The organism is Campylobacter sp. CFSAN093246, assembly GCF_012889415.1.
Lineage (GTDB): Bacteria > Campylobacterota > Campylobacteria > Campylobacterales > Campylobacteraceae > Campylobacter_D > Campylobacter_D jejuni.
The window spans coordinates 157,143-180,237 of the sequence record NZ_CP040613.1 but is presented as its reverse complement, the minus strand read 5'-3'; the positions used below and the strand labels follow the sequence as shown (position 1 = coordinate 180,237).

Here is a 23,095-nt window from a genome sequence, read left to right as displayed (position 1 = left end):
AAGTTTATTTTTTACCTAAATAGTCTTTAATATTGTAATCAATAGGCATAACAAAACTGATTTTATCACCATTTTTTAACATTTCTTTAGGCGGTTTTGGCAATGGAGAAGCTCTTTTAAATAAACTTAAAGCTTCATCATTGAGCGCTGCATAAGGGCAAGATTTTTTAAGCTCTTTGCTTAAGACATTTCCGCTTTCATCAATGCTTACGCGAATTCTTACAACGCCTTCTTGTTTTTGCATTATCGCTTCTTGAGGATATTTTTTAAATTTAGTCAAATGAGCCATAAGCAAAGCTTGATAGCTTTTAACTTGTTCTTTGGCATTGCCACTTACTATAGTTTGTGTTTTATCTTCATTACTTTGTAGCGGAGCACTGAGCGATTCATTTTTAAATTTTGAATTTTCACTTGCATTAGCTATTTCTTTTTGAGCTTGGTTTTCATCTTGCTTTTCAATCTTTTTTTGAACTTTTAATACAGCATTTTTATCTTGAGAATTAAAACTTATTCTTTCGTCTTGTTTTTTGTTTTTATCTTGAAAATTACTCTTTTTTTGATCAATCGAAACTTCTTTTAATTCCCCGATAGGAAACTCTGATACCATCATAATGGAAGTAAATTCCGCTCCTTGTTTAAAATCAACACCACTTGATTTTTCTTGAGTATAAAAAGAAAAAAGGAAAAACATTAATACTAAAGTATGCAATATCAAACTTAACACAAACCCAAAAATCACACTAGACTTCATACTAATCCATCTTTTTACTTGAAAGAGCTATTTTTCCATAGCCATTCTCTTTTAATTTTTGCATTACTTGCATAATATCTTCATACTTTACACTTTTATCGATATGAAAATAAATAATTTCTTCTTTATTGCCTTTGGTTTTTATATCTAAAGCACTTGAAAGATTTTCTAGGCTTAATTTATCATCATTAATAGCCAAAGTATTATCAGTATTTAAATAAAGTATGATGGGATTTTTAAGCTTATCCTCTGCTTGCTGCGAACTCTTGGGTAATTCTATTTTGATAGAACTTGTGATAAGAGGAGTAACAGCCATAAAAACAATCAATAATACAAGCATAATATCTATAAAAGGAGTTATATTGATCTCACTTAACTCCTCTTCTTTGTGAGCCATTTCAGTTTTTATCATTAAAATAACTCCTATGAAAAAGTATATAGACAAAATTTGCAAGCTCATCTAAATGGTGCATAAGTTTTAAATTTTTTCTTGTAAGATAATTATAAAAAAGCACCGCAGGGATAGCAGCTATCAAGCCAAAAGCTGTAGCAAACAAGGCTTCAGCTATACCAGGCGCAACGACTGCCAAAGAAGCATTGCCAAGATTTGCTATACCTATAAATGCATTCATAATTCCCCAAACTGTTCCAAAAAGCCCTATAAAAGGTGCGCTAGCACCTATGCTCGCAAGCAAACTCAAGCCATTTTTGCTTGCTGTGATTTGCTTTGAGATGGTATTTTGCAAACGCAATTCTATACGCTCTTTTATGTGATCATTTTTATATTCACTTTTTTCAAGCTCATCTTGAATTTCTAAAGATAAAACACCTGCAAAATCTTTTGTCTGATCTAATTCATTGAGATTTTTTAATTCTTTTATCTTTTGTATAGACAAGTCTAGATTTTTTTTCATAAAATAAAATTGCATAAGCTTAGAAATAAAAACTGCCCATGCTAAAATGGAAAATAAAACCAATATATAAATAACACCTTTTACCACCTCATCAGCATTTTGATAAAGACTAGAAAGAGAAAGCTCTATTTTAGGTGCTTCGGTTTCTATCTTAGAAGAATCAAAAGATAAATTTGTATCTGTTGCATTTGCTTCTGCATTTAAATTTAACAATAAAAAAACAAAATAAAAACATTTTTTTAACATTTGTATATTCCTTAATATTTATATTCAAAACTTACTATAAAAGTACGACCGCGAGCAGAATTGCTAAAAAGATAGATAGGATCACCTGCTCCATTATATTGAAGCTGATTATCTAAGGAATTATAAGCATTTAAGGCATCCATGTAGTTTTTATCAAATAAATTTTGCACCTCTGCTCTCATTGTGAGGTTTTTAAACCATTCTATATTCCAATATAAATCTACTATAATAGGAATTTTTGGTAAGTCTTGTGTGGTTGGTTTAGGATAATAAGGATTGTTTGGATCCTTATTCCAATCATCTGTATTTGGATTTACCCTTTTTGCTTTGCCTGTGTATTTTGCTATACCACCAAAGCTTATTTTATCATTTAACCTAAAGCCAAGCTCTACATTTGCATAATCTTTTGGAAGCTCCATGATTTTACTTGCCGAAAAAGAGCCAAGAAGAGGTCCTGAAGTTTGAGAAATAGTCGAACTTGTATCTTGTCTTGAATACATAGCTTTAGCATAAGCAAAACCCAAGTCATAGCTTAATTCTAACTCCACACCCTTAAATATGGTATCATCAGCTGAATTTAAGTGCATATAAAATTGCGAGCTTGGAGGATCTTTACTTGGATCTTCAAGATAAAATTGTTCATTATAAATATAATCTTTTATTTTTGTATGATAATACACGGCTTTAAAACCAAAGCGATCATCATCTTTTAAAAGTCCATGTTTAAAAGAATTAAAACCTATTTGCCAAGTATTGGCTTGTTCTGGTTTTAAGAAAGAATTGATACCATTGCCTTCGTTATTTGAGAAAAACATTTCTTGCACATTAGGGGCTCTATTTGTTCTCGCAAAACTTACAAAGGGTGTAAAAAGCTCGTGTATGGCAGCTGAAAGCATGACAGAAGCATTCAGGCGAAGTCCATTTTTATCTATATCTGTCGCCGCTTTTGGAAAACACATAAAATTTACTTCATCGCAAGCAGGTCTGTGTCCTTTGATATTCCAATCTAAAAGATTCACATTGGTATCAAGTGTAAAGATACCATAATTTAGACTATTATCAAGATAATAAGTAAAAAGATTTTGTTTTCCACGAGGCTGAAAAGGTATAGAATTTACTCCTTGAATTGATGTATTTAAGGTATTTTTATAATCATTAAGCAAAATATTTGCTCCAAAGCGTGTGTTTAGATTAAATCTATGCCATTCACCCTCTAAAGTATCACTTATATCAAAAGTAGTGGCAGTATTTTTTGCCTTTGTGTTAGCTATGGCATCGTTTGCCGCAAAAGTAGATTTTGATCCATAGGTTTGTATGCCTTGATTGTAGGCAATAAGCGTATTTACATTAAGCCACTCATTAGGGTTGTGCCAAAAATCAAGTTGATAATTGTCATTGTGTATTTTTCTACCGGCAAGTTCGTTTTGATATCTACGATAAGAAAATATAGTGTTTGTAAAAGAATTTGGGACATATTCGAGTTTAAAAAGTTGAGAGTTTGGTTTTTGGGTTAAAAAATCTGGATCAAAAGGAGCGATATTGGTATCAGCTATACCATCTCCATCAGTATCAACCATACTACTACCTATCTTGCCACCCCCGCCTACAGTGTAATTTTAAGTAATTCTCTTTGCGCTATAACCAAAAAGCGCGCCCACATATCCATTATTTTCAAGTTCAGTCTTTCCAGCCACTGCACTCATATAACTTGGTCCGATTCCATTGCTTCCATAAGAAAATCGTCCTAAAAATCCAAAGATATTGCCATCATGTACAATATCATTTATACCTATGGTCTTAAAATTTGCTGATCCCATCAAGGCATTTGCTCCACCTACTCCTTCAAAAGTTCCCCTTGTAACATCAACTCCGATTAAGAAATTTGTATCAATAACAGCTCCAAAAGCTGAAGTTCCCGTTTGTGAATGAAATCTAGCTGGATCATCTGATGCACTACCATAAAAAGTTTGAGTAACACCGTCAATCATGGTATTAACACGCCCAAAACCACTCATACCACGAATATTTACTTGAACTGTGCCTTGAGCTTGATCTGTGTTTGTGTAGGTTCCAGGTATACTACGCACTATAGAATCTATACTTTGTGTATCTGAACCTATACCCTCTCTTGTGCTTGTTGCCCCAGGAGTTACAAAAGGTTTTTCATCGTTTTTGATTTTTGAACCTGAAATTTCAAGACTATCAAATTCTAATTCTTCAGAAAAAGCAAAACTAGCAAAACATAAACCTACAGCACAAAATAAACTTAATTTTTTCATTCCTCCCCCTTATAAATCAAAACATAATCACTGTCTTTTAAATCTATTTCTCCATAGCTTAAATTCACTACAACTATTTTTTTACTGCTTTTAAAATCTTGTATATGTAAAGGAATTCCTATTTTTTTACTTGTATGATAGCTTCCAGCTAGCAATAAAACTTTATTTACATGATGAACCAATACATCAGCCATACGCCTGTCTTTGAATTGTTGAATTTCCACCAATTTATCTAGTAATTCTTTATTTTCTTCAGGATTTAGCTTATGGCTTAAGGATATAATGTCAAAAAGTTGTTTTTTTACTTCATTTGTGGTTGAAACATAACCCTTTAAGGGCTGAGCCCCATTATAAATGCTTGTAATTTCTGAGCGTGAAAGATTTGCACCTAATATTTTTGACTTTGAATAAAAAACCACATTGACAAATTGCTCATAATCTTTCCATTTCCAGACCTTATCCCAATTTAATGCATTAGTAAGTTCATTGGCTTTAATGGTTTTTTTATTTTTAAAAGCTTTATCTAAGTGATTTTGCTCTGTGCTTGCTAACATTTCTAAAGCTACATCAAAGTTTATATTTTGAGAACTTAAATTTCCTTCTAAGGCATTAAAAATCATAACTTGACTTATCTTATGTTTAACCTCATCGTGTTTTTCGCCAAGCAGTATCACATCTGCTTTTAGCAATTCTAAAATCATATCTTCAAAAGAAATCTTTTTTTGAGTATGCGTATCAAGTATATAAAAATCTTTATTTTCTTGAAGTGGAGATGATTTTTGCAAAACAGCACAAGCGCTCAACATAAAGCTTATAAATAGAATGCTTAAAATAGTATAAAATTTCATTATTATTGTTACTTTCTTAGTGGTTTATTTTTGATATTGAATATTAATATTTTATATATAAAAATACTATTAAATATTTATATTAAAATTTAATTATTTATAATTATTATCAAAATTTATTATAATAAAATGAAAATATTTATCAGTTATAAAATTATTAAGTTACTTTATATTTACTTTTTAATATTAATATTTCTTATCAAAATATCTAAAAGGAATTAATGTCTATGAAAAAAATAATTTTATTTTTACTATGCGTTGGCTTTGCTTTTGCTTGCTCTGAACATTCTCATACCGATTTTAAAGATCTTAATAAAACCGAGTATAATTCTCAATTAAAGGATAAAATATGAAAAAAATCTTCTTTATGTTTTTAACAGCTGTTTCATTTTTAGGTGCTCGTGAGCTTAATATTTACTCAGCAAGACATTATAATGCTGATTTTGAAATCATAAAAAAATTCGAAGAAAAAACAGGTATTAAGGTCAATCATACTCAAGCTAAAGCTTCAGAACTTATTAAAAGACTTTCTCTTGAAGGAAGTAATTCTCCTGCTGATATTTTCATCACAGCTGATATTTCAAATCTTACAGAAGCTAAGAATTTAGGACTTTTATCCCCTGTTTCATCAAAATATTTAGAAGAATTTATACCCGCTCATTTAAGAGATAAGGATAAAGAATGGTTTGCGATTACAAAAAGAGCAAGAATTATTGCTTACAACAAAAACACAAATATCGATATTAGCAAAATGAAAAATTATGAAGATTTAGCAAAAGCTGAATTTAAAGGAGAAATTGTTATGAGAAGTGCTACAGCTCCTTATAGCAAAACTCTTTTAGCATCTATTATAGCTAATGACGGAAATAAAGAGGCTAAAGCATGGGCTAAAGGTGTGCTTGAAAATCTTGCGACAAATCCAAAGGGTGGGGATAGAGATCAAGCCAGACAAGTATTTGCAGGCGAAGCTAAATTTGCAGTTATGAATACTTATTATATAGGGCTTTTAAAGAATTCTAAAAATCCAAAAGATGTAGAAGTGGGGAATTCTTTGGGTATTATTTTTCCTAATCAAGACAATAGAGGAACGCATATTAACATTAGCGGTATTGCTATGACAAAATCAAGTAAAAATCAAGATGCGGCTAAAAAATTTATGGAATTTATGTTAAGTCCTGAAATTCAAAAAATTCTTACTGATAGTAATTATGAATTTCCTATAAGAAATGATGTAGAATTAAGCCAAACGGTAAAAGATTTTGGAACTTTCAAAGAAGATCAAATCCCTGTGAGTAAGATAGCAGAAAATATTAAAGAAGCGGTTAAAATTTACGATGAAGTCGGTTTTAGATAATGTATAAAACCTTAAAATACTATAAACTCGGGGCAATTTTACTTGCCCTTTTTCTTGCTTTACCTATTTTTGGTATTTTTGCTGAACTTTTTTATATTTTATTTCAAAATTTTAATACAAGTGATTTAACCCAATTTTCATCTATTAAAGAAAATTTGAGTCATTTTTTTGATTATTTATTTTTAAAATTCATCAAAGATACTTTTATAATTAGCATGGGAGTATTGTGTTTAAGCTTGATTTTGGGTGTGAGTTCTGCTTATTTGATTGCAAATTATGATTTTTATTTCTGTAAAATTTTAGAAAAATTACTCATTTTACCCTTAGCCATACCTGCTTATATTTTAGCCTTTGTTTATGTGGGAATTATGGATTTTCAAGGATTTTTTCACGAAAATTTTGACTTTAGGATAGATTTTTTCAATCATTATGGTGTTATTTTTGTTTTGGCTATTTCTTTATATCCTTATATTTATTTATTTGCTAAAACAGCTTTTAAAAGTGAAGCTAAAGAGGCTTATGAAGTAGCTAAAATCATGAAATATTCTGAATTTAGAATTTTTACACGCGTGGCACTTTTGAGTGCAAGACCTGCCATTTTTTCTGGAGCTTTATTGGTTTTAATGGAAACTTTGAGTGATTATGGTGCAAGTGCTTATTTGGGAGTGGATACTTTTTCGGCTGGAATTTTTAAACTCTGGTATGATTTGAATGATTCTTATTCTTCTAGTGTTTTATCGGGTATTTTAATGCTTTTTGTATTTTTGATTATGTATGTGGATTATTATTATAAAAATAAACATCATTATAGTTTTAATCAAAATTTAGCTCTTTTTATCAAAAAAAGAAAATTAAATCCTATTAAACAAATTCTATCCTGTATTTATTGTTTTATGATTGCTTTTGTAGGTTTTATTTTACCTTTTATTTGGCTAGTTTATTGGGGGCTAAAAGATCATAAGCTTTTTGAATCGCAATTTTATATTATCAGTTTTCAAACTATAATCTTAGCTTTAATCACTGCTTTAATTACCACTTTTTTAGCTTATTTTTTGATGTTTAGCTCTAGGATAGTTAAAAATCATTTTTTTAATTTATTTATTTTAAAAATAAGTTCTTTGGGTTATTCTATACCTGCTGCTGCTTTAGGGATTAGCATTATAGTGCTTTTTGTATTTTTGGATAAATTTTTTCACATGAGTTTATTGGGAAATTCTTTACTTGTTCTTGTTTTTGCTTATATAATTCGTTTTTTAGCGAGTGCAATTTATTCTTTAGAGGGAGGATATAATAAAATTCATCTAAATATTGATGAAGCAAGTTTAAATTTAAGAACGAGTTATTTTATTTTATTTTTTAAAATTCACACACCTTTAATGAAACATTTTTTATTTTTGGCTTTTATTATTGTTTTTATTGATACGATTAAAGAACTTCCTTTAAGTAGAATTTTAGCGCCTTTTGGCTTTGAAACTTTAAGTGTTAAAGCTTTCTGGTTTGCAAGTGATGAAAGAATTTATGATGCAGCTTTGCCTTCCTTGTTTATCGTTTTTCTTTCTTTAATGGTTGTTGTTTGGATGGATAAAATCACAAGGAAAGATGATGTTAGAAATTAAAAATTTATCTAAAAATTTTGGAAAAATACAAGCTTTAGAAAATATCAATCTTCATGTCAAAGAAGGAGAATTTTTAAGCATTTTAGGAGGTAGTGGAAGCGGAAAAAGCACGCTTTTAAGGATTATTGCTAAGCTTGAACAAGCTAGTTCTTATGATTTGTTTTCTTGCAAAGGTGAAGTGGCTTTGATGTTTCAAAATTATGCTTTATTTCCTCATTTAAATGTTGAGAAAAACATACTTTTTGCACTTTATGATAAAAAAGATAAAAATCAAATTTTAAATCATTTGCTTAAAACTTTTGAAATTGAAGATTTAAGATATAAAAAAATCGATGAAATTTCAGGAGGACAAGCGCAAAGAGTGGCTTTTGCTAGAGCTATGGCAAGAGGATGTAAGCTTTTGCTTTTAGATGAACCTTTTTCTAATTTGGATCAAAATTTAAAACAGGATTTAAGAAGAGAATTGAAAAAAATGATAGAAAATCAAGGCATTACGGCTATTATGGTAACTCATGATATTGAAGATGCTTATTGTATGTCTGATCAAATCGCTTTTTTAGAAAAAGGAAAAATTTTAGCTCATGCAAATCCTAAAGAGCTTTATTTTAAACCTGATTTTAAAAGTGCACAAATTTTACCTGATTTAAATATCATAGAAGAAAAACTTGATTTAGAAGATGAATTTTTTGCTTGGATAGCTTCAAAAAATTATATTTTTGGTTATGCAGAGCTTAAAATAGGAAATCGCTTTGAGGCTAAAATTTTACAAAAAGAATTTTTAGGGGCTTTTTGTAGGCTAAAATTACTTTATAAAAATATAATTTTTTTTATTTTGGTGAGCTCAAGTTATGATTTAGAAGAGAAAATAAGTTTTGATATTATCAATTTTTAGTTTAAATTTGATAAAATCAAAAAAATTTTTGAAGGATAGGAATGAAAAATCTTTTAATCATAGGCGCAGGTGGGGTAAGTCGTGTGGCTACTGTAAAATGCGCAATGAATTCTGATACTTTTAGTAAAATCACTTTAGCTAGTAGAACAAAAAGCAAATGTGATGAAATCGCTGCTTTTATCAAAGAGCGTTTAGGGGTTCAAATTGAAACGGCGCAAATTGATGCTGATGATAGCAATGCAGTTGTAGAACTTATCAAGAAAACAGAAGCACAAATTTTACTCAATGTGGCTTTGCCTTATCAAGATTTGAGTTTAATGGATGCTTGTATAAAAGCAGGGATTGATTATATAGATACGGCAAATTATGAACATCCTGATTTAGCTAAATTTGAATACAAAGAGCAATGGGCGAGAAATGATGAGTTTAAACAAGCAGGAATTTTAGGACTTTTAGGAAGTGGATTTGATCCTGGTGTAACTAATGTTTTTTGTGCTTATGCACAGCAAAATTTATTTGATGAAATTTCTTATATAGATATTTTAGATTGCAATGCAGGTGATCATGGCTATGCTTTTGCGACGAATTTTAACCCTGAAATCAATCTGCGTGAGGTTTCTGCTAAAGGGCGTTATTGGGAAAATGGCAAGTGGATAGAAACGCAGCCTATGGAAATAAAAATGGAGTGGGATTATCCAGAAGTAGGAGTGAAAGATAGCTATTTGCTTTATCATGAAGAACTTGAAAGCTTGGTAAAAAATATCAAAGGTTTAAAAAGAATACGCTTTTTTATGACTTTTGGACAAAGTTATTTAACTCACATGAAATGTCTTGAAAATGTTGGAATGCTAGGAATTAAACCTGTGATACACCAAGGTAAAGAAATCATTCCTATAGAATTTTTAAAAACCTTGCTTCCTGATCCTGCAAGTTTAGGACCACGCACTAAAGGTTATACCAATATAGGTTGCGTGATTCGTGGTAAAAAAGATGGAAAAGACAAACAAGTTTATATTTATAATGTTTGCAATCATGAAGAATGTTACAAAGAAACTGGCGCGCAAGCTGTGAGCTATACTACAGGTGTTCCTGCTATGATAGGTACGAAATTAATCGCTAAAGGAATTTGGCAAGGAAAAGGCGTGTTTAATATGGAAGAATTTGACGCTAAGCCTTTTATGGAAGAGCTGAATTCTCAAGGACTTCCTTGGAAGATTATCGAAATGACTCCAAGCTTAGGAGAGTAAGTGCTAGAGCACTTACTTTTGTCCTATATAAATAAAGTGCTCCACACTGCCTTCAAAATTATACAGATTAATTAATTCATAATCTCCCCAAAATAAAGGTTTAAAAGGTTTAAAATCTTCTTTTAATTCTTCTATGTCTTTAGTAAAGCGTATATATGAAGAACCACTCAATCTACCACTTGGACATCCTTTTACTTCACGCAAGCTATTATCCATAAGTTCTCCTCTTTCATACATACTATAGCCTTTATCGCTCATCATGGTTGCAAATATAATAGCTCCTTCATTGCATAGTTCATAAAATTCTTGCACAGCTTCTTTAAAAGCTTGTTTTGTAAGATAATATAAGCTTTGATTTGCAAATATAAAATCCATTTTTGTATTGAAGAGTTTTTTAAAGCTAGAATTAGGAGATATGATGTGAAAATTTTTAGAATCTAAGCAAGGATCTTTTTCCCAAACTTTTTTTAAACTAGGAACTATATCAATGCCATAAGGCTCTATACCCCCCCCCGGTTATATTTTTAAAATACTTAGAATGCACTCCATTTCCACAACCAAAATCAAGTAATTTTCCACTTGTTTTGCTTAGTTTGTATTTTAAGATTCTCTCGTAAAATCTTATAACATGACCATCAGGATATTGAAATCCATAACCTTCTTTGTCATATTTTTGAGTATATGCAGATAAAGAATTATCCATTTTTGCCCCTTTTTGTGTAGAATGTTGACTTAATGTCAAAATCCATTCTAGCACAAAAAGGATTAAAGTTATTTTACAGGGTGAAGTTCATTTGCATAAAAGCTAACTGATCCCATGCCTTCTTTTAAAGCCCATTCGTAAGCTTTTGCAACAAATTCCCAGTTAATATGAGCATAGAATTTTTCTAAATAAGCAGGGCGTGCATTGCGATGATCTACATAATAAGCATGTTCCCAAACATCTACAACAAGTAAAGGAACTTTATCTTCAGTAATTGGTGTAGCTGCGTTTGAAGTACCTACAAATTCTAGTTTTTGATTTTTAGTATTATAAACTAACCAAAACCATCCTGAACCAAAAACTCCTGTAGCGCCTTTGATAAATTCAGCTTTGAAATTTTCTAAAGATCCAAATTCTTTTTCTAGTGCCGCTTGTAAATTAGCATCTATACTTTGACATGAACCGCCACAGCCACAGCCTGTACTTGGCTTAATGCAATCAAAATAAAAATCATGATTATAAACTTGAGCTGCGTTATTAAATACGCCCCCATTTGAAGTTTTGATAATACTTACAAGATCTTTACCTGCAAATTCAGTATCTTTAATAAGATTATTTAGATTTGTAACATAAGTATTGTGATGTTTTCCATGATGATAGCTAAAAGTTTCAGCACTCAAAAAATCACCAAAAGCATTGGTATCATAAGGTAATTTTCTTAATTCAAACATAATTTCTCCTTTATTTTTAGTTTGATATTGAAAATATTACCATAATAATATTAAAAAGAGTAAAAATATCTTAAAAGCTTAGTGGGTAAAATTTCTATTTATTTAATCTAAATAAAATAAGATACATTTATAATATATTTTAATAATAATTTAAATATATATAAAAAATTATATTTTTTTGAAATATTTTTACAAAAAATATCTATTTGTTGATTTTTAATAATTACAATTAATTTGCAACTAAAAATTATTCATAAGGAGGAAAATATGAAAAAAGTTGTACTAATCTCAGCATTACTAGGTGCTTTCGCAGCTAATGTTTTTGCAGCTAATACTCCAAGCGATGTAAATCAAACACATACAAAAGCTCATCATTCAAAAGCTAAAGCTGATAAAAAACATGAAGCTAAAACTCACAAAAAAACAAAAGAGCAAACACCAGCTCAATAATGCCCAGCCTTGATATAAGTCTATAATAGACTTATATCAAAAGCTATTCGTATTCTACAAAATAAATTATTAATATTTATTAAATTTCAATAGAAAAAATGAAAAAATTGTTATTTTAAAAGAAAAATTAAAAAGTGGTGACCCATACGAGACTCGAACTCGTGTTACCGCCGTGAAAGGGCGATGTCCTAACCGCTAGACGAATGGGCCACTTTTAAGGAGTAAAAAATAAAAATGAAATTGAATTATATATATTTATTTCTTAAAATTTAATTAAATATATCAAAATTATGTGATTTTTATCTTTGTTTGATTATAATTTCATCTTCAATTTTTTATAAAATTTTAGGATTTGTTATGGATTTTTATAGTCTTATTTTTTTATCCTGTGCTTTAGGAATGGATGCTTTTGCTGTATCACTATGCAAAGGTTTTAGTGTTAAAAAACTACATTTAAAACATTATCTTATTGTTGGAATTTATTTTGGTGGATTTCAAGCTTTGATGCCAACTATTGGTTATTTTATAGGCATAACTTTTGCATCTTTTATTGCGAGTATTGATCATTGGATAGCTTTTATTTTACTTTCTTTAATAGGATTAAAAATGATCAAAGAGTCATTGGAAAATGAAAATTGCGATAGTAATGCCAATCAATTTGGCTTTAAAACCATGCTAGCTTTAGCAATTGCTACGAGTATCGATGCACTAGCAGTTGGTGTGAGTTTTGCATTTTTAAATGTAAATTTATTATTAGCTATATTTTTAATAGGTATTATCACCTTCATTTTATGTATCATTGCTCTAAAAATAGGGAATAAATTTGGAATTTATCTTAAAAATAAAGCTGAACTTTTAGGCGGATTGGTTTTAATTATACTAGGAGTAAAAATTCTAATAGAACATTTATTTTTCGATTGAAAATTTCATTCTTAAAGTAGCTAAAGCTTTATCAAATTCCAAGGCTTTACTTTGAAATTTTTTATTAAAAGTTCTTTGTCTTTTGGCAAGTTGTGTAGTATGTATCGTGATTAAATTTTCAAGCTCTTTAAAGGAAATTTCTCCATCTAAATATTCTTTACACTCTTTCAAACCTATAGAATTTAATGCTTTAAGTTTATGATCAAATTTAGAAAAAAGAATTTTTGCTTCATCTAAAAGTCCATTATCAAGCATTTCTTTTGTTCTAGTTTTAATACGTTTTTTTAAAATTTCTTTATCCCACGCAAGCTCATAAATTTCTATATCTTTAAGCACCCCAGTTTTTTGTGTTCTTTTTAAAAATTCACTAGGAATTTCTCTTGTTTGTTCATAAATACCCAGCCATTTTTTTAATCTATAAGTATCATTTTTTTCTATTTTATAGTTTGGATCAATATTTAATAAAAGAGCATAAATTTCATCGTTATTTAAAGAACTCTTTGACTCTAAGGTTTTTTCACTTAAACCATCTATCATAGTTTTTAAATAAAATCCAGTTCCACCTACTATAATTAGAGGTAAATTTCTAGCTAAAGCAAATTCTTTTGCTTTTTGATATTCTCTTATGAATAACTCAACATTAAAATGTTCATTCACGCTCAATAAATTTACCCCAAAGTATTTTATACTCGCAAGATCATCTTGTGAAGGCTTGGCACTTGCTATATTAATCTCTTTATAAACACAAAGACTATCAAGACTTAAAACAACAGCATTAAATTCTCTTGCTAAAGTATTGGCTATGTATGTTTTTCCACTCGCGGTTGTTCCTATTAATGCTATTTCAAAAAACATTTTAATATTTATCCTAAAATTTATAAAAATTTTAGTAAAATCATAGCAAAAAATATTTTAAAGTAGAAAAATGAACACATTCTGGATAAAATTTAAAGATATTTTAGAACTTGTAGTATTTAAGCATTCTATTTTTGCTTTGCCTTTTTTATTTTCCTCTATGATTGTAGCATCAAAACTTGCAAATGACACTGCTTGGTTTGGTTTTAAGGCGTTGATTTTAGGCATTATTTGTGCAGTAAGTGCAAGAAATTTTGCCATGGCTACAAATCGTTTAATGGATGAAGATATAGATAAGGATAATCCTCGTTGTGCAAATCGCCCTAATGTCAGTGGAAAAATAGGTAGAAAAAGCGTATGGATTTTTATCATTATTAATGCACTTATTTTTATATCATGTTCTTATTTTATTAATACCTTGGCCTTTTATTTGTCTTTTCCTGTGCTTTTGGTATTGGCTATTTATTCAGCTTTTAAGCGCTTTAGTTCTTTAGCACATTTAGTTTTAGGATTTTGTTTAGGACTTGCGCCTATTGCAGGAAGTGTTATAATTATGGGTGAAATTCACATTTATAGCGTTATTTTATGTTTAGGTGTAACTTTTTGGACAGCTGGGTTTGATCTGCTTTATTCTTTACAAGATATGGAGTATGATAAAAAAATAGGACTTCACTCTATTCCTGCTAAATTTGGTTCAAAGGCTACTTTATTTATATCATCTTTTTGCCATATTTTAGCGGTATTATTTTGGCTTCTTTTTGTGTGGGAAGTTTGGGGTGTAGCACTTGGAAAAATAGCACTTATTGGGGTAATTATAAGCGGTATTATTTTAGCCTTGGAACATAAAATTGTTCATAAGAATTTTGCTCATATTGATAGAGCATTTTTTACTCTAAATGGTTATTTAAGTATTATCTTTTTTATTTTTATTTGGATTGATTTATTATGGAATTAGCACTTTTTAAAGCAGGATTTGAAGCTCATTTAGAATGTTGTGAAATAGAAAATAACCGTTTTCTTGGAGAATACCTAAAACTTGGAGCAATTTCTCAAATTTTAAAATGGAAAAAACTTGCTTTACGCATTGATTTTGACGAGGGTGAAAAAATTATTTTTGATCTTCTTTTAAGTCTAAAAGAAGATATTTTAAGACTTGAAAATTCTTTAGATAAAAATAAAGAACTTATACCACTTAAGCAAAAAGGGGTAATAGAATCTTTAAATTTTGAGTATCTAAATTTTTTGGATACTATTTTAGAAGAAGATAAAGAATATTATTTAAGATTTGATTTAAATAATCAAAAAATAGCTATTTTTATCAAAGCTCAAAGTCAAACATTGGCAAAAATTATCAAAATTAAGCCTGAAGACAAAATGGCTTTTGATGCTTTTGTTGTTGAAATCCAAAGAAATATGATAAGAAATAAGAAAGGCCAAGAATGAGTGATGATGTACTTTATTTAGTTTTTATAATTGTGCTTTTAATTGCAATGCTAGCCTACATGAATATCAAAGAAAGAGAAAATAATGCAAAAATAGCAAAACTTCAAAATGTGATAGAAGATATTACCAAAGAACTTCATTATTTTCGTAAAGAATTAGGAGTTAAAGATGATAGCGAAGAGGATGAAGACTATAAAACCTCTCTTTTAAAAGAAGAAATTATGATTGAACTTGATAAACAAATCAGTTCAAAAATCACTCCTGTTTTAAGAACACTAAAAACTATGGAACATATCATAGAAGATTTTCAAAATGAACAACAAAATCGTCTTTTAAATTTGGAACAAAAAGCACAAAGCATGGCTAAACTTACACCAAATTACGATACAGAAGAACAAAAAATAGAAAATCTTTTCAAAGAAGGAAAAAGCATAGAACAAATCGCTAAAGATTTACGCATTGGCACTGGAAATGTAGAACTTGTCTTAAAATTTAAGAAATTAATAAAATAGAATGGAAAATAAATGCTTATAGATCAATTCGGTAGAAAGATAAATTATCTTAGAATTTCAGTTACACAAAGATGTAACTTTCGCTGCCTTTATTGTATGCCAAAAATTCCTTTCGATTATCAGCCAAAAGAAAATTTATTAAGCTTTGAAGAACTTTTTTTATTTGTTAAAGCAGCTATAGACGAAGGAATTGAAAAAATCCGTATAACAGGTGGGGAACCTTTATTAAGAAAAGATTTAAGTATTTTTATAAAAATGATTAGCGATTATAAAAGCGATATTGACCTTGCTATAACTACAAATGGATTTTTACTAAAAGACTTTGCTAAAGACCTAAAAAATGCTGGACTTAAACGACTTAATATTTCACTTGATACCCTAGATCACAAAAAAGCAAAAACTCTTGCGCAAAAAGATGTATTAGATAGTGTTTTATCTGGAATTGATGAAGCTTTAAATCTAGATTTGAAAGTAAAACTTAATACTGTAGCTCTTAAAAATTTAAACGATGATGAACTGATATCTCTTTTGGAATTTGCAAAATCAAAAAAAGCTCAAATTCGCTTTATAGAATTTATGGAAAATACTCATGCTTATGGTAAATTACAAGGATTAAAAAGAGATGAAATTATACAAATTTTGAGTCAAAAATATCAAATTCAACTTATAAAAAAAGATGAAAAAGCACCTGTGAGTATTTACAAGGCAGATGATTATGAATTTGGAATTATAGATCCTCATAGCCATGAATTTTGCGATTCTTGCAATCGCATACGCTTAAGTGCTGAAGGCTTGTTAATACCTTGCCTTTATTTTGATGAAGCATTAAGCATAAAAGAAGCGGTTCGAAAAGGTGATATTAAAGCCGCTGTAGAAATATTACAAGAAGTATTAAGAAATAAACCAGAAAAAAATAAATGGAGTGTTGTTGATAATGAAACCTCATCTCGTGCTTTTTATCAAACTGGAGGTTAATTTTGCAACTTGTTGAAAGTTTCTTAAGCATTCAAGGAGAAGGCAAATATAATGGAAAATTAGCTATTTTTATGCGTTTTGCTGGTTGCAATTTCAACTGTTTAGGTTTTAATGTAAAAATATCAAAAAACGATAAAACTCTCATTGGATGTGACACGATAAGAGCTGTTTTCACAAAAGATTTTAAAGAAAGTTATGAAACTTTAAATGCTAATGAACTTTTAAAAAGAGTGATAAAATTAAAAAAAGACTTTGATCCTATAGTTGTTATCACAGGTGGAGAGCCATTAATCCATTATGAAAATCCTGAATTTATAGAATTTATCCAAATGTTATTAAAAAATAAATTCGAAATACACTTTGAAAGCAATGGAAGCATAGAAATTGATTTTGATAGATATCCTTTTTACAAAGAATGTATTTTTGCTTTAAGCGTTAAACTCCAAAATAGTGGGATAAAAAAAGATAAACGATTAAATTTTAAAGCTTTAAAAGCATTTAAAAATTACGCAAAAGATAGTTTTTATAAATTTGTTTTAGATGCCAATACTCTTGATAATTCATTTTTAGAAATCAATGAAATTCTAAAAGAAGCTCCAAATCAAATTTTTTGTATGCCTATGGGTGAAAATGAGCAAAACCTTAAAAAAAATGCTCAAAAAATTGCTGAATTTTGTATTAAGAATGGTTATAATTATTCTGATAGAATTCATATTCGTCTTTGGAACGATAAAGAGGGTGTATGATTATAAGAAAATTATTTGAATTTGAAAACGCACACATTGTTAGATTTTGTTCTTCTAAGCGTTGCAAAAGTAGCATTCATGGACATTCTTACAAAGTTGAAGTTTTACTTGAAAGCAAATATTTAGATAATGCTGGAATGGTCTATGATTTTGGACTTTTAAAAACCTATATACGCCAAATTATTGATAGTTTTGATCATGCTATCACTCTTTTTAAATATGATGACGCAAAATATTTAGAAGAAATGAAAAAATATTCAAGTCGTTGGATTTGCCTGCCTGTTAATGTAAGTGCTGAAAATTTTTGTCGTGTATTTTTCATACTTATAGATGCTTTATTAAAACAAACAAAAATGGTAAATGGAGAACAAGGAGTGACTTTACAAAGCATCATTGTTCATGAAACAAGAACAGGCTATGCACAAGGTTTTAGAGAAGATGCCTATAGTGAGCTAATGCCAAAAATTTCACTTCAAGACATAGAATTTTCCAATGGCATTAAAGCAGAATGGAATGATATAGATTTTTATAACAAATTAAAAAATGAAGAAATTTTTATAAATCCAAAGGAGATTTAATGCAAAAAGCTAAAATTTTAATTGCCTTAAGTTTTTTTTTATTAGTTTTATCTGCCTGTTCTAATGATGAAAAAAATATTTCCAAGACTCAAAATACAGATCAAGAAGTAGTCCAAATAGAACAAAACGATGAAAAAACAGAATTAAGTGACTCCAACCTGCCTTTACCTGTAGATGATGAAGCACAAAGTTCAAATGATGAACATGAAGTCAATCCTAGTATTATCAACTCTTTATATAAACAAAAATGCGCCACTTGTCATGGAGAAAAAGGGGAATTAAAACCTAAAAACAGCACGGCCATTAAAATCTTGAGCAATAAAATTTTTATACAAAAAATAAAAACGATAAAAGATAAAAACCATAGTTTTTTAAGTGATGAACAAATTCAAAATTTAGCTGATTTTATAAACAAAGGAAAATAATGGATCAAAGTTACGAATTCTTTTTAGCTTTACATCTTTATAGTCTTTATGCGAGCGGTTTTTTAATGCTTTTTTATCTTATACTAACACAAGGAAATTTTAAAACCGAATTCATTTTTATTCGCAGAATACGATTATTTTTACCAATTTATTATTTATTTTTAGCTTTGATTATTTTTACAGGTTGTTTGTTATCAGCAATGAAACAATTTCAAATGAATGTCAATATCTGGGTAATGATTTTTTCTTGGATCTTAATTTTTGCCTTAGCAATTTTTCACTTTGTTTGTTTTAAAAAAGCAAGAAGATTTAGAAAATATGCCACTTTTAGATGGATTAGTTGTTTGATTTTACCTTTTGAAATTTTTTTATTGTTTTTGCCTTTTTTAATAGAAAGATATCTATAAAATGCAATTTTTGTATAACAAGCAAGCTGGAGAAGAGTTTATACAACTTCAAGGTGAAAACTTTAACCATTTAAAAGTAAGAAGAGTAAAGGAAAATTCGGAGCTAAATCTTAGAAATTTACAAGATAATTTTCTTTACAACTATACAATCACAAATTTAACAAGAAATTCTTGCACTTTAAAATTTTTAAACAAAAAATCACAAAATATAAAACAAAGTGAATTAAACTTAGCCTTAGCCATTATAGATATTAAAATTTTAGAAAAAACTCTACCTTTCTTAAATGAACTTGGAGTAAAAAAGTTACATTTGGTTTTTACAAATTTTTCACAAAGAAATTTTAAAATCGATTTAGAAAGATTTGAAAAAATCATTATTTCTTCTTGTGAACAATGCGGTAGAAATACTAAAATGGATTTAATTATCCACCAAAGCACTCAAGAATTTGTTCAAAAATTTCCAAATGCAATTATGGTTGATTTTCAAGGAGAACAACAAAGTCATTTCGATGAAAAAGAATTATATTTTATAGGTCCTGAAGGTGGATTTAACAATGATGAGAGATTATTGTTTAACCGGAAAATCTCTCTTAAAAGCTCTAATATTCTAAAAAGTCAAACAGCTATTATAGCTATAGCTTCAAAAATTTTGCTTTAACTTTTCTTAAATTAATCTCTTTTTTATGTTAAATAATTTATAATCACGGCTTATTGTTTTAATTTTTAAGGAAAACTAATGAAAAAAGAAATTCACCCAGAATATGTAGAATGCAAAGTAAGTTGTGCTTGTGGAAATACTTTTACAACAAAGTCAAACAAAGCAGAATTAAGAGTAGATATTTGTTCAAATTGCCATCCTTTTTTTACAGGCAGTGAAAAAATTGTAGATGCTGCAGGTCGTGTAGAGAAATTTAAGAAAAAATACGCAATGCAATAATTATGCTTTATTTTATTCCTACTCCCATAGGAAATTTAAGCGATATTTCTTTTAGAGCCTTAGAACTTTTAAAGACTTGCGATCTTGTGTTTTGCGAAGATACAAGAGTAAGTAAGTCTTTGATTTCGTTATTAAATACCAAATTTCACACTGATATACATATTTCTAAATTTATAGCCTTACACTCCCATAATGAAAAAGAAGTTTTAGCAAGTATTGATTTAAAGATATTTGAAAAAAATGTAGCTTATTTAAGCGATGCAGGAATGCCAGGGATTAGTGATCCTGGCAAGGCTTTGGTAGAATTTGCACAAGAAAATAATATCACCTATGAAATTTTACCAGGTGCAAATGCAGCCTTAGTTGCTCTTGTAAGCTCAGCATTTTGTCAAAAAGAATTTATCTTTATTGGTTTTTTAGCAAATAAAGGCAAAGAAAGACAAAAAGACATAGAAAAAATTTTAAACCTTCCTTATCCAAGTATTATTTACGAATCCCCCAAGCGTATTTTATCTTTAGTAGAACAAATTATGATTCTAGACAGCCAAAGAGAAATTTTTTTGATTAAAGAAATCAGTAAAAAATTTGAAAAAAAATTTAAAGGCAATGCTAAAGAGCTTTTTGAAATTTTAAAAAAGTCTAATTTAAACGGTGAATGGGTTGTAGTACTGCAATCAAAAGAGCAAAATTTTTTGCAAAATACTCTTTGTGAAAAAGATATTATGGATTTAGAGCTGTCTTTAAAAGCAAAAGCAAAATTATTATCAAAGATCAATGGAAAAAATGCAAAAGAAATTTATCAAAAACTGCTTTTAAGTCAAGATTAGGTAAAATTTTAATATGATAGTTTATGGGAAGCAAATATTTTTTTATATTTTAGAATATCATAAAGACTGTATCAATGAGCTTTATTTAGCAAAAGAATGTGATAAAATTACTTTTTCCAAAATCGCAAAATCAGGTTTTAAAATCAAAAAACTTGATTTTAAAACTGCTCAAGCTTATGCGAAAGGTGGAAATCATCAAGGTTTTTTGCTAGATATTAAAGAAAGTTCTTTTGCAAATTTAAATGAGATCAAAAAAAATGATTTTATTGTTATGCTTTATGGAATTAGTGATGTAGGAAATATAGGGGCTATCACGCGTACAGCTTATGCTTTAGGGGTTGGGGCTTTAATTTTTATTGGTGAAAAATTAGCCATGGAAGGAGTAATTCGCACAAGCAGCGGAGCGGCTCTTGATTTACCTATTGTGATAAGCAACGATGCTTTAAGTGTAATAAACGAACTAAAACAAGTAGGTTTTTATTTTTATGCGAGCGATGGCTCGGGAAAAGAAATTCACAGTGTAAAAATAAGCAATGGTAAAAAAGTTTTAGTTTTGGGTAGTGAGGGTTTTGGTTTAAGCTCTAAAATTATAAAAAAGTGCGATGAATGTGTGGGCATTGCGATGAAAAATAATTTTGATAGTCTTAATGTCAGCGCTGCTTTTGCAATACTTTGTGATAGGATGTTAAATGCTTAATTGGAAAAAAATACAAGAATTAAATTTAAAAGAAGTTGCAGCAAAAACGCAAATTGAACTTGATTTTCTTGAAGCTTTAGTAGAAAAGAATTTTGCTGTTTTAAGTCGTTTTAATGTTAAAGGTTTTGTTAAAATTTTAAGCAGAGAATACGAACTCGACTTTAGTGATTTTAACGAAGAGTATGAAGCTTATCTTAACGAAAACAATCCTACTCCACAAACAAAATCAAAAATGATAACCCCAAAACTAGATGCTTATAGTCAAAAATCCTCTAACGCTTGGCCTTTTTTGATTGTTCTTATTGTTTTAGTGATTATAGGAAGTGGAATTTATTATTTTGATACACTTAAAACTTTTTTCAAAGATGAACAAAATAATACTAGTGCAACAGTTATAGACATAATAGGACAAGCACAAGAAAATTTAAAATCTTTAAGTGGAAACAATGTTGTTGTTATAGACAACAATAAAGCACAAGAAACAAATCAAACAGAGAGCGTTTTACCAAGCCAAAACACCTCATTACAAGAAAATGATAAAAACATAAGCATAGAAAATAATATCAGTGAAAATAACACAACTCTACTCGATGAAGAAAAAAATACCCAAATCCAAGAAGACACAAATACACTAAAAACTGATTCTTTAAAAGAAGCACATTTTAAAACCTCTACCAAGATTTGGATAGGTTTGATAGATTTAAAAAGCCTTAAAAAAACAAGCTTTGTTAAAGAAAAAGATTTTAATATTTCTTTAGATAAAGATCAGTTAATTTTAACAGGGGCTGCAGCTTTAACAATGTTTGATCAAGAAAATAAAGAACAAAAATTTCCTGTAGGAATTTCAAAACGTTTCTTGATTAAAGATGGAAAAATTACCAGTATTTCAGCTGCTGAATTTGTAAAATTAAATAAAGGTAAAGAATGGTAAAAAAAATTATTATTCTTACTTTTTGGGTTAATATATCTTTTGCAATCTCAAGTCTTGAATTAGCAAAAAATTTAGTAAACAATCCTAGTAAAAATTCTCAACTAGAATTATTATTTTCAAATAATTCTTACATAGATAATAATGGAAATTGTGATATTGCAAAAATATCTCAAATATTAAAAACCAATTCTTTAATTGCCTTAACACTATCAAATCCTCAAAGTCTAAAACTAAATTTTAAAGCAAAAGCTGATGAAGTTATGTTTTTTAAAATTTTATCCGATGTTTTAACAGATGCCGGATATATATATTTTATCCCTACAGATTTGATTTTAAGAGAAGGAAATATTGACTATACCATACAAGTAGATTCTCAATATGTTTTAGATCCTGGAACGCTTTACAATCTCTTAAAAGAAAATTCTGTCTATATAGATAATATTAAGCGCATTGGGGCATATGACTATGAATATGATTTAAATTTTTCCAATGCTGTATTAAAAACCAATACAAATGTTAATTTAAATACTCCAAAATCATTAGAAAAACCCCTTAAAGACTATGTGCTTGATTTAAAAAATGCTACAAATTTGATTATTGATGCAAATGATTTAGACAATTGGTTTCCTAAAATCTTCTTTTTAGATAAAAATCTGAATCTAATTAAAGCAGTAAAAAGCGAAAATAAAAATAATCATTTTTCAGAACTTATTCCAAATGGTGCTATATATGCTATTGTAAGCGATATGTATAGTTTAGATAATATACGCAGGGGTTTAAAAATCACACTTAAAAAATAAAGGATTAAGA

General features: G+C 28.8%; 29 protein-coding genes, 1 tRNA gene and 1 pseudogene. 21 read left to right on the top strand and 10 right to left on the bottom strand.

Annotated features, from left to right (window positions below; all coding sequences use genetic code 11):
- Positions 1-4: 4 nt before the first annotated feature.
- The 5 genes and pseudogenes from FBE87_RS00905 to FBE87_RS00885 form a co-directional block, all read right to left on the bottom strand.
- The gene (locus FBE87_RS00905; RefSeq protein WP_100626314.1) at positions 5-751 is read right to left on the bottom strand and encodes an energy transducer TonB; all 747 of its coding nucleotides are present in this window, start codon (positions 749-751) and stop codon (positions 5-7) included.
- A 1-nt stretch (position 752) separates the two neighbouring features.
- A complete protein-coding gene (locus tag FBE87_RS00900; protein ID WP_002851714.1) occupies positions 753-1,163 on the bottom strand; it encodes a biopolymer transporter ExbD in 411 nt (136 codons plus the stop codon).
- On the bottom strand, positions 1,150-1,911 hold the full coding sequence (locus tag FBE87_RS00895) for a MotA/TolQ/ExbB proton channel family protein (protein ID WP_002857636.1): 762 nt from the start codon (positions 1,909-1,911) through the stop codon (positions 1,150-1,152). Before FBE87_RS00895 ends, FBE87_RS00900 begins: the two co-directional genes overlap by 14 nt.
- An 11-nt stretch (positions 1,912-1,922) precedes the next feature.
- Positions 1,923-4,190: pseudogene (locus tag FBE87_RS00890) on the bottom strand (TonB-dependent receptor).
- The gene (locus FBE87_RS00885) at positions 4,187-5,038 is read right to left on the bottom strand and encodes a ChaN family lipoprotein (RefSeq protein ID WP_002851704.1); all 852 of its coding nucleotides are present in this window, start codon (positions 5,036-5,038) and stop codon (positions 4,187-4,189) included. The pseudogene FBE87_RS00890 and the gene FBE87_RS00885 overlap by 4 nt, the downstream one beginning before the upstream one ends.
- A gap of 221 nt (positions 5,039-5,259) precedes the next feature.
- Here FBE87_RS00885 and FBE87_RS00880 point away from each other — a divergent pair, with 221 nt between their 5' ends.
- From FBE87_RS00880 to FBE87_RS00860, 5 genes are read left to right on the top strand one after another with little or no spacing between them, the layout of a single operon-like run.
- Positions 5,260-5,391 (top strand): lipoprotein, encoded by a 132-nt coding sequence (locus FBE87_RS00880; RefSeq protein WP_002859376.1) that lies wholly within the window; start codon positions 5,260-5,262, stop codon positions 5,389-5,391.
- Positions 5,388-6,392 (top strand): Fe(3+) ABC transporter substrate-binding protein, encoded by a 1,005-nt coding sequence (locus FBE87_RS00875; RefSeq protein WP_002880032.1) that lies wholly within the window; start codon positions 5,388-5,390, stop codon positions 6,390-6,392. Before FBE87_RS00880 ends, FBE87_RS00875 begins: the two co-directional genes overlap by 4 nt.
- A complete protein-coding gene (locus FBE87_RS00870; protein WP_100617604.1) occupies positions 6,392-8,008 on the top strand; it encodes an iron ABC transporter permease in 1,617 nt (538 codons plus the stop codon). The genes FBE87_RS00875 and FBE87_RS00870 overlap by 1 nt, the downstream gene beginning before the upstream one ends.
- The gene (locus FBE87_RS00865; RefSeq protein ID WP_010891842.1) at positions 7,992-8,900 is read left to right on the top strand and encodes an ABC transporter ATP-binding protein; all 909 of its coding nucleotides are present in this window, start codon (positions 7,992-7,994) and stop codon (positions 8,898-8,900) included. Before FBE87_RS00870 ends, FBE87_RS00865 begins: the two co-directional genes overlap by 17 nt.
- Before the next feature lie 41 nt (positions 8,901-8,941).
- Positions 8,942-10,147, top strand: coding sequence for a saccharopine dehydrogenase family protein (locus FBE87_RS00860; protein ID WP_002852026.1), 1,206 nt, complete (start codon positions 8,942-8,944; stop codon positions 10,145-10,147).
- A gap of 12 nt (positions 10,148-10,159) precedes the next feature.
- Here FBE87_RS00860 and FBE87_RS09160 read toward each other — a convergent pair whose 3' ends face one another.
- From FBE87_RS09160 to sodB, 3 genes are all read right to left on the bottom strand, one after another.
- Positions 10,160-10,522, bottom strand: a complete 363-nt coding sequence (locus FBE87_RS09160; protein ID WP_002851711.1) for a hypothetical protein — start codon at positions 10,520-10,522, stop codon at positions 10,160-10,162.
- A 109-nt stretch (positions 10,523-10,631) separates the two neighbouring features.
- A complete protein-coding gene (locus tag FBE87_RS09155) occupies positions 10,632-10,850 on the bottom strand; it encodes a hypothetical protein (RefSeq protein ID WP_252726905.1) in 219 nt (72 codons plus the stop codon).
- A 68-nt stretch (positions 10,851-10,918) separates the two neighbouring features.
- Positions 10,919-11,581, bottom strand: a complete 663-nt coding sequence (gene sodB, locus FBE87_RS00850; RefSeq protein ID WP_002851662.1) for a superoxide dismutase [Fe] — start codon at positions 11,579-11,581, stop codon at positions 10,919-10,921.
- A gap of 267 nt (positions 11,582-11,848) precedes the next feature.
- Between sodB and FBE87_RS00845 the strand changes: the two genes are divergently transcribed.
- Positions 11,849-12,031: a hypothetical protein gene (locus FBE87_RS00845; protein ID WP_002851904.1), complete on the top strand. Its 183-nt coding sequence runs from the start codon at positions 11,849-11,851 to the stop codon at positions 12,029-12,031.
- Between the two features lie 135 nt (positions 12,032-12,166).
- Here the strand turns inward: FBE87_RS00845 and FBE87_RS00840 are convergent.
- Positions 12,167-12,241 (bottom strand) — tRNA-Glu (locus FBE87_RS00840).
- 147 nt (positions 12,242-12,388) lie between these two features.
- Between FBE87_RS00840 and FBE87_RS00835 the strand changes: the two genes are divergently transcribed.
- The gene (locus FBE87_RS00835; protein WP_002851996.1) at positions 12,389-12,952 is read left to right on the top strand and encodes a manganese efflux pump MntP family protein; all 564 of its coding nucleotides are present in this window, start codon (positions 12,389-12,391) and stop codon (positions 12,950-12,952) included.
- Here the strand turns inward: FBE87_RS00835 and miaA are convergent.
- Positions 12,938-13,807, bottom strand: a complete 870-nt coding sequence (gene miaA, locus FBE87_RS00830) for a tRNA (adenosine(37)-N6)-dimethylallyltransferase MiaA (RefSeq protein WP_002851982.1) — start codon at positions 13,805-13,807, stop codon at positions 12,938-12,940. The genes FBE87_RS00835 and miaA overlap by 15 nt on opposite strands.
- A gap of 70 nt (positions 13,808-13,877) precedes the next feature.
- Here miaA and mqnP point away from each other — a divergent pair, with 70 nt between their 5' ends.
- From mqnP to FBE87_RS00760, 14 genes are all read left to right on the top strand, one after another.
- Positions 13,878-14,762 carry a menaquinone biosynthesis prenyltransferase MqnP gene (gene mqnP / locus FBE87_RS00825; protein ID WP_002851905.1) on the top strand — a complete coding sequence of 295 codons (885 nt, stop codon included), beginning with the start codon at positions 13,878-13,880 and terminating at the stop codon, positions 14,760-14,762.
- Positions 14,753-15,250 carry a hypothetical protein gene (locus FBE87_RS00820; protein ID WP_002851641.1) on the top strand — a complete coding sequence of 166 codons (498 nt, stop codon included), beginning with the start codon at positions 14,753-14,755 and terminating at the stop codon, positions 15,248-15,250. The genes mqnP and FBE87_RS00820 overlap by 10 nt, the downstream gene beginning before the upstream one ends.
- A complete protein-coding gene (locus tag FBE87_RS00815; protein ID WP_002851715.1) occupies positions 15,247-15,762 on the top strand; it encodes a hypothetical protein in 516 nt (171 codons plus the stop codon). The genes FBE87_RS00820 and FBE87_RS00815 overlap by 4 nt, the downstream gene beginning before the upstream one ends.
- Before the next feature lie 12 nt (positions 15,763-15,774).
- Positions 15,775-16,737 (top strand): GTP 3',8-cyclase MoaA, encoded by a 963-nt coding sequence (moaA, locus tag FBE87_RS00810; protein WP_002868437.1) that lies wholly within the window; start codon positions 15,775-15,777, stop codon positions 16,735-16,737.
- Positions 16,738-16,739: 2 nt separating this feature from the next.
- Entirely contained in the window at positions 16,740-17,483 is a 744-nt protein-coding gene (locus tag FBE87_RS00805; RefSeq protein ID WP_002851883.1) for a 7-carboxy-7-deazaguanine synthase QueE, read from the top strand.
- On the top strand, positions 17,480-18,061 hold the full coding sequence (locus tag FBE87_RS00800; RefSeq protein ID WP_002858675.1) for a 6-carboxytetrahydropterin synthase: 582 nt from the start codon (positions 17,480-17,482) through the stop codon (positions 18,059-18,061). Before FBE87_RS00805 ends, FBE87_RS00800 begins: the two co-directional genes overlap by 4 nt.
- Positions 18,061-18,486 (top strand): cytochrome c, encoded by a 426-nt coding sequence (locus FBE87_RS00795; protein WP_052822810.1) that lies wholly within the window; start codon positions 18,061-18,063, stop codon positions 18,484-18,486. Before FBE87_RS00800 ends, FBE87_RS00795 begins: the two co-directional genes overlap by 1 nt.
- Positions 18,486-18,893 carry a membrane protein gene (locus FBE87_RS00790; protein WP_002851635.1) on the top strand — a complete coding sequence of 136 codons (408 nt, stop codon included), beginning with the start codon at positions 18,486-18,488 and terminating at the stop codon, positions 18,891-18,893. The genes FBE87_RS00795 and FBE87_RS00790 overlap by 1 nt, the downstream gene beginning before the upstream one ends.
- Position 18,894: 1 nt before the next feature.
- Positions 18,895-19,551 (top strand): 16S rRNA (uracil(1498)-N(3))-methyltransferase, encoded by a 657-nt coding sequence (locus tag FBE87_RS00785; RefSeq protein WP_002851903.1) that lies wholly within the window; start codon positions 18,895-18,897, stop codon positions 19,549-19,551.
- 78 nt (positions 19,552-19,629) lie between these two features.
- On the top strand, positions 19,630-19,830 hold the full coding sequence (rpmE, locus tag FBE87_RS00780; protein WP_002851603.1) for a 50S ribosomal protein L31: 201 nt from the start codon (positions 19,630-19,632) through the stop codon (positions 19,828-19,830).
- A 2-nt stretch (positions 19,831-19,832) separates the two neighbouring features.
- Positions 19,833-20,657, top strand: coding sequence for a 16S rRNA (cytidine(1402)-2'-O)-methyltransferase (gene rsmI / locus FBE87_RS00775; protein WP_002882152.1), 825 nt, complete (start codon positions 19,833-19,835; stop codon positions 20,655-20,657).
- A 13-nt stretch (positions 20,658-20,670) separates the two neighbouring features.
- Complete coding sequence (gene rlmB / locus FBE87_RS00770; protein WP_002869758.1) at positions 20,671-21,354, top strand: 23S rRNA (guanosine(2251)-2'-O)-methyltransferase RlmB; 684 nt, start codon at positions 20,671-20,673, stop codon at positions 21,352-21,354.
- Positions 21,347-22,285, top strand: coding sequence for a membrane protein (locus tag FBE87_RS00765; protein ID WP_002854357.1), 939 nt, complete (start codon positions 21,347-21,349; stop codon positions 22,283-22,285). Before rlmB ends, FBE87_RS00765 begins: the two co-directional genes overlap by 8 nt.
- The gene (locus FBE87_RS00760; RefSeq protein ID WP_002872895.1) at positions 22,279-23,085 is read left to right on the top strand and encodes a hypothetical protein; all 807 of its coding nucleotides are present in this window, start codon (positions 22,279-22,281) and stop codon (positions 23,083-23,085) included. Before FBE87_RS00765 ends, FBE87_RS00760 begins: the two co-directional genes overlap by 7 nt.
- Positions 23,086-23,095 lie beyond the last annotated feature (10 nt).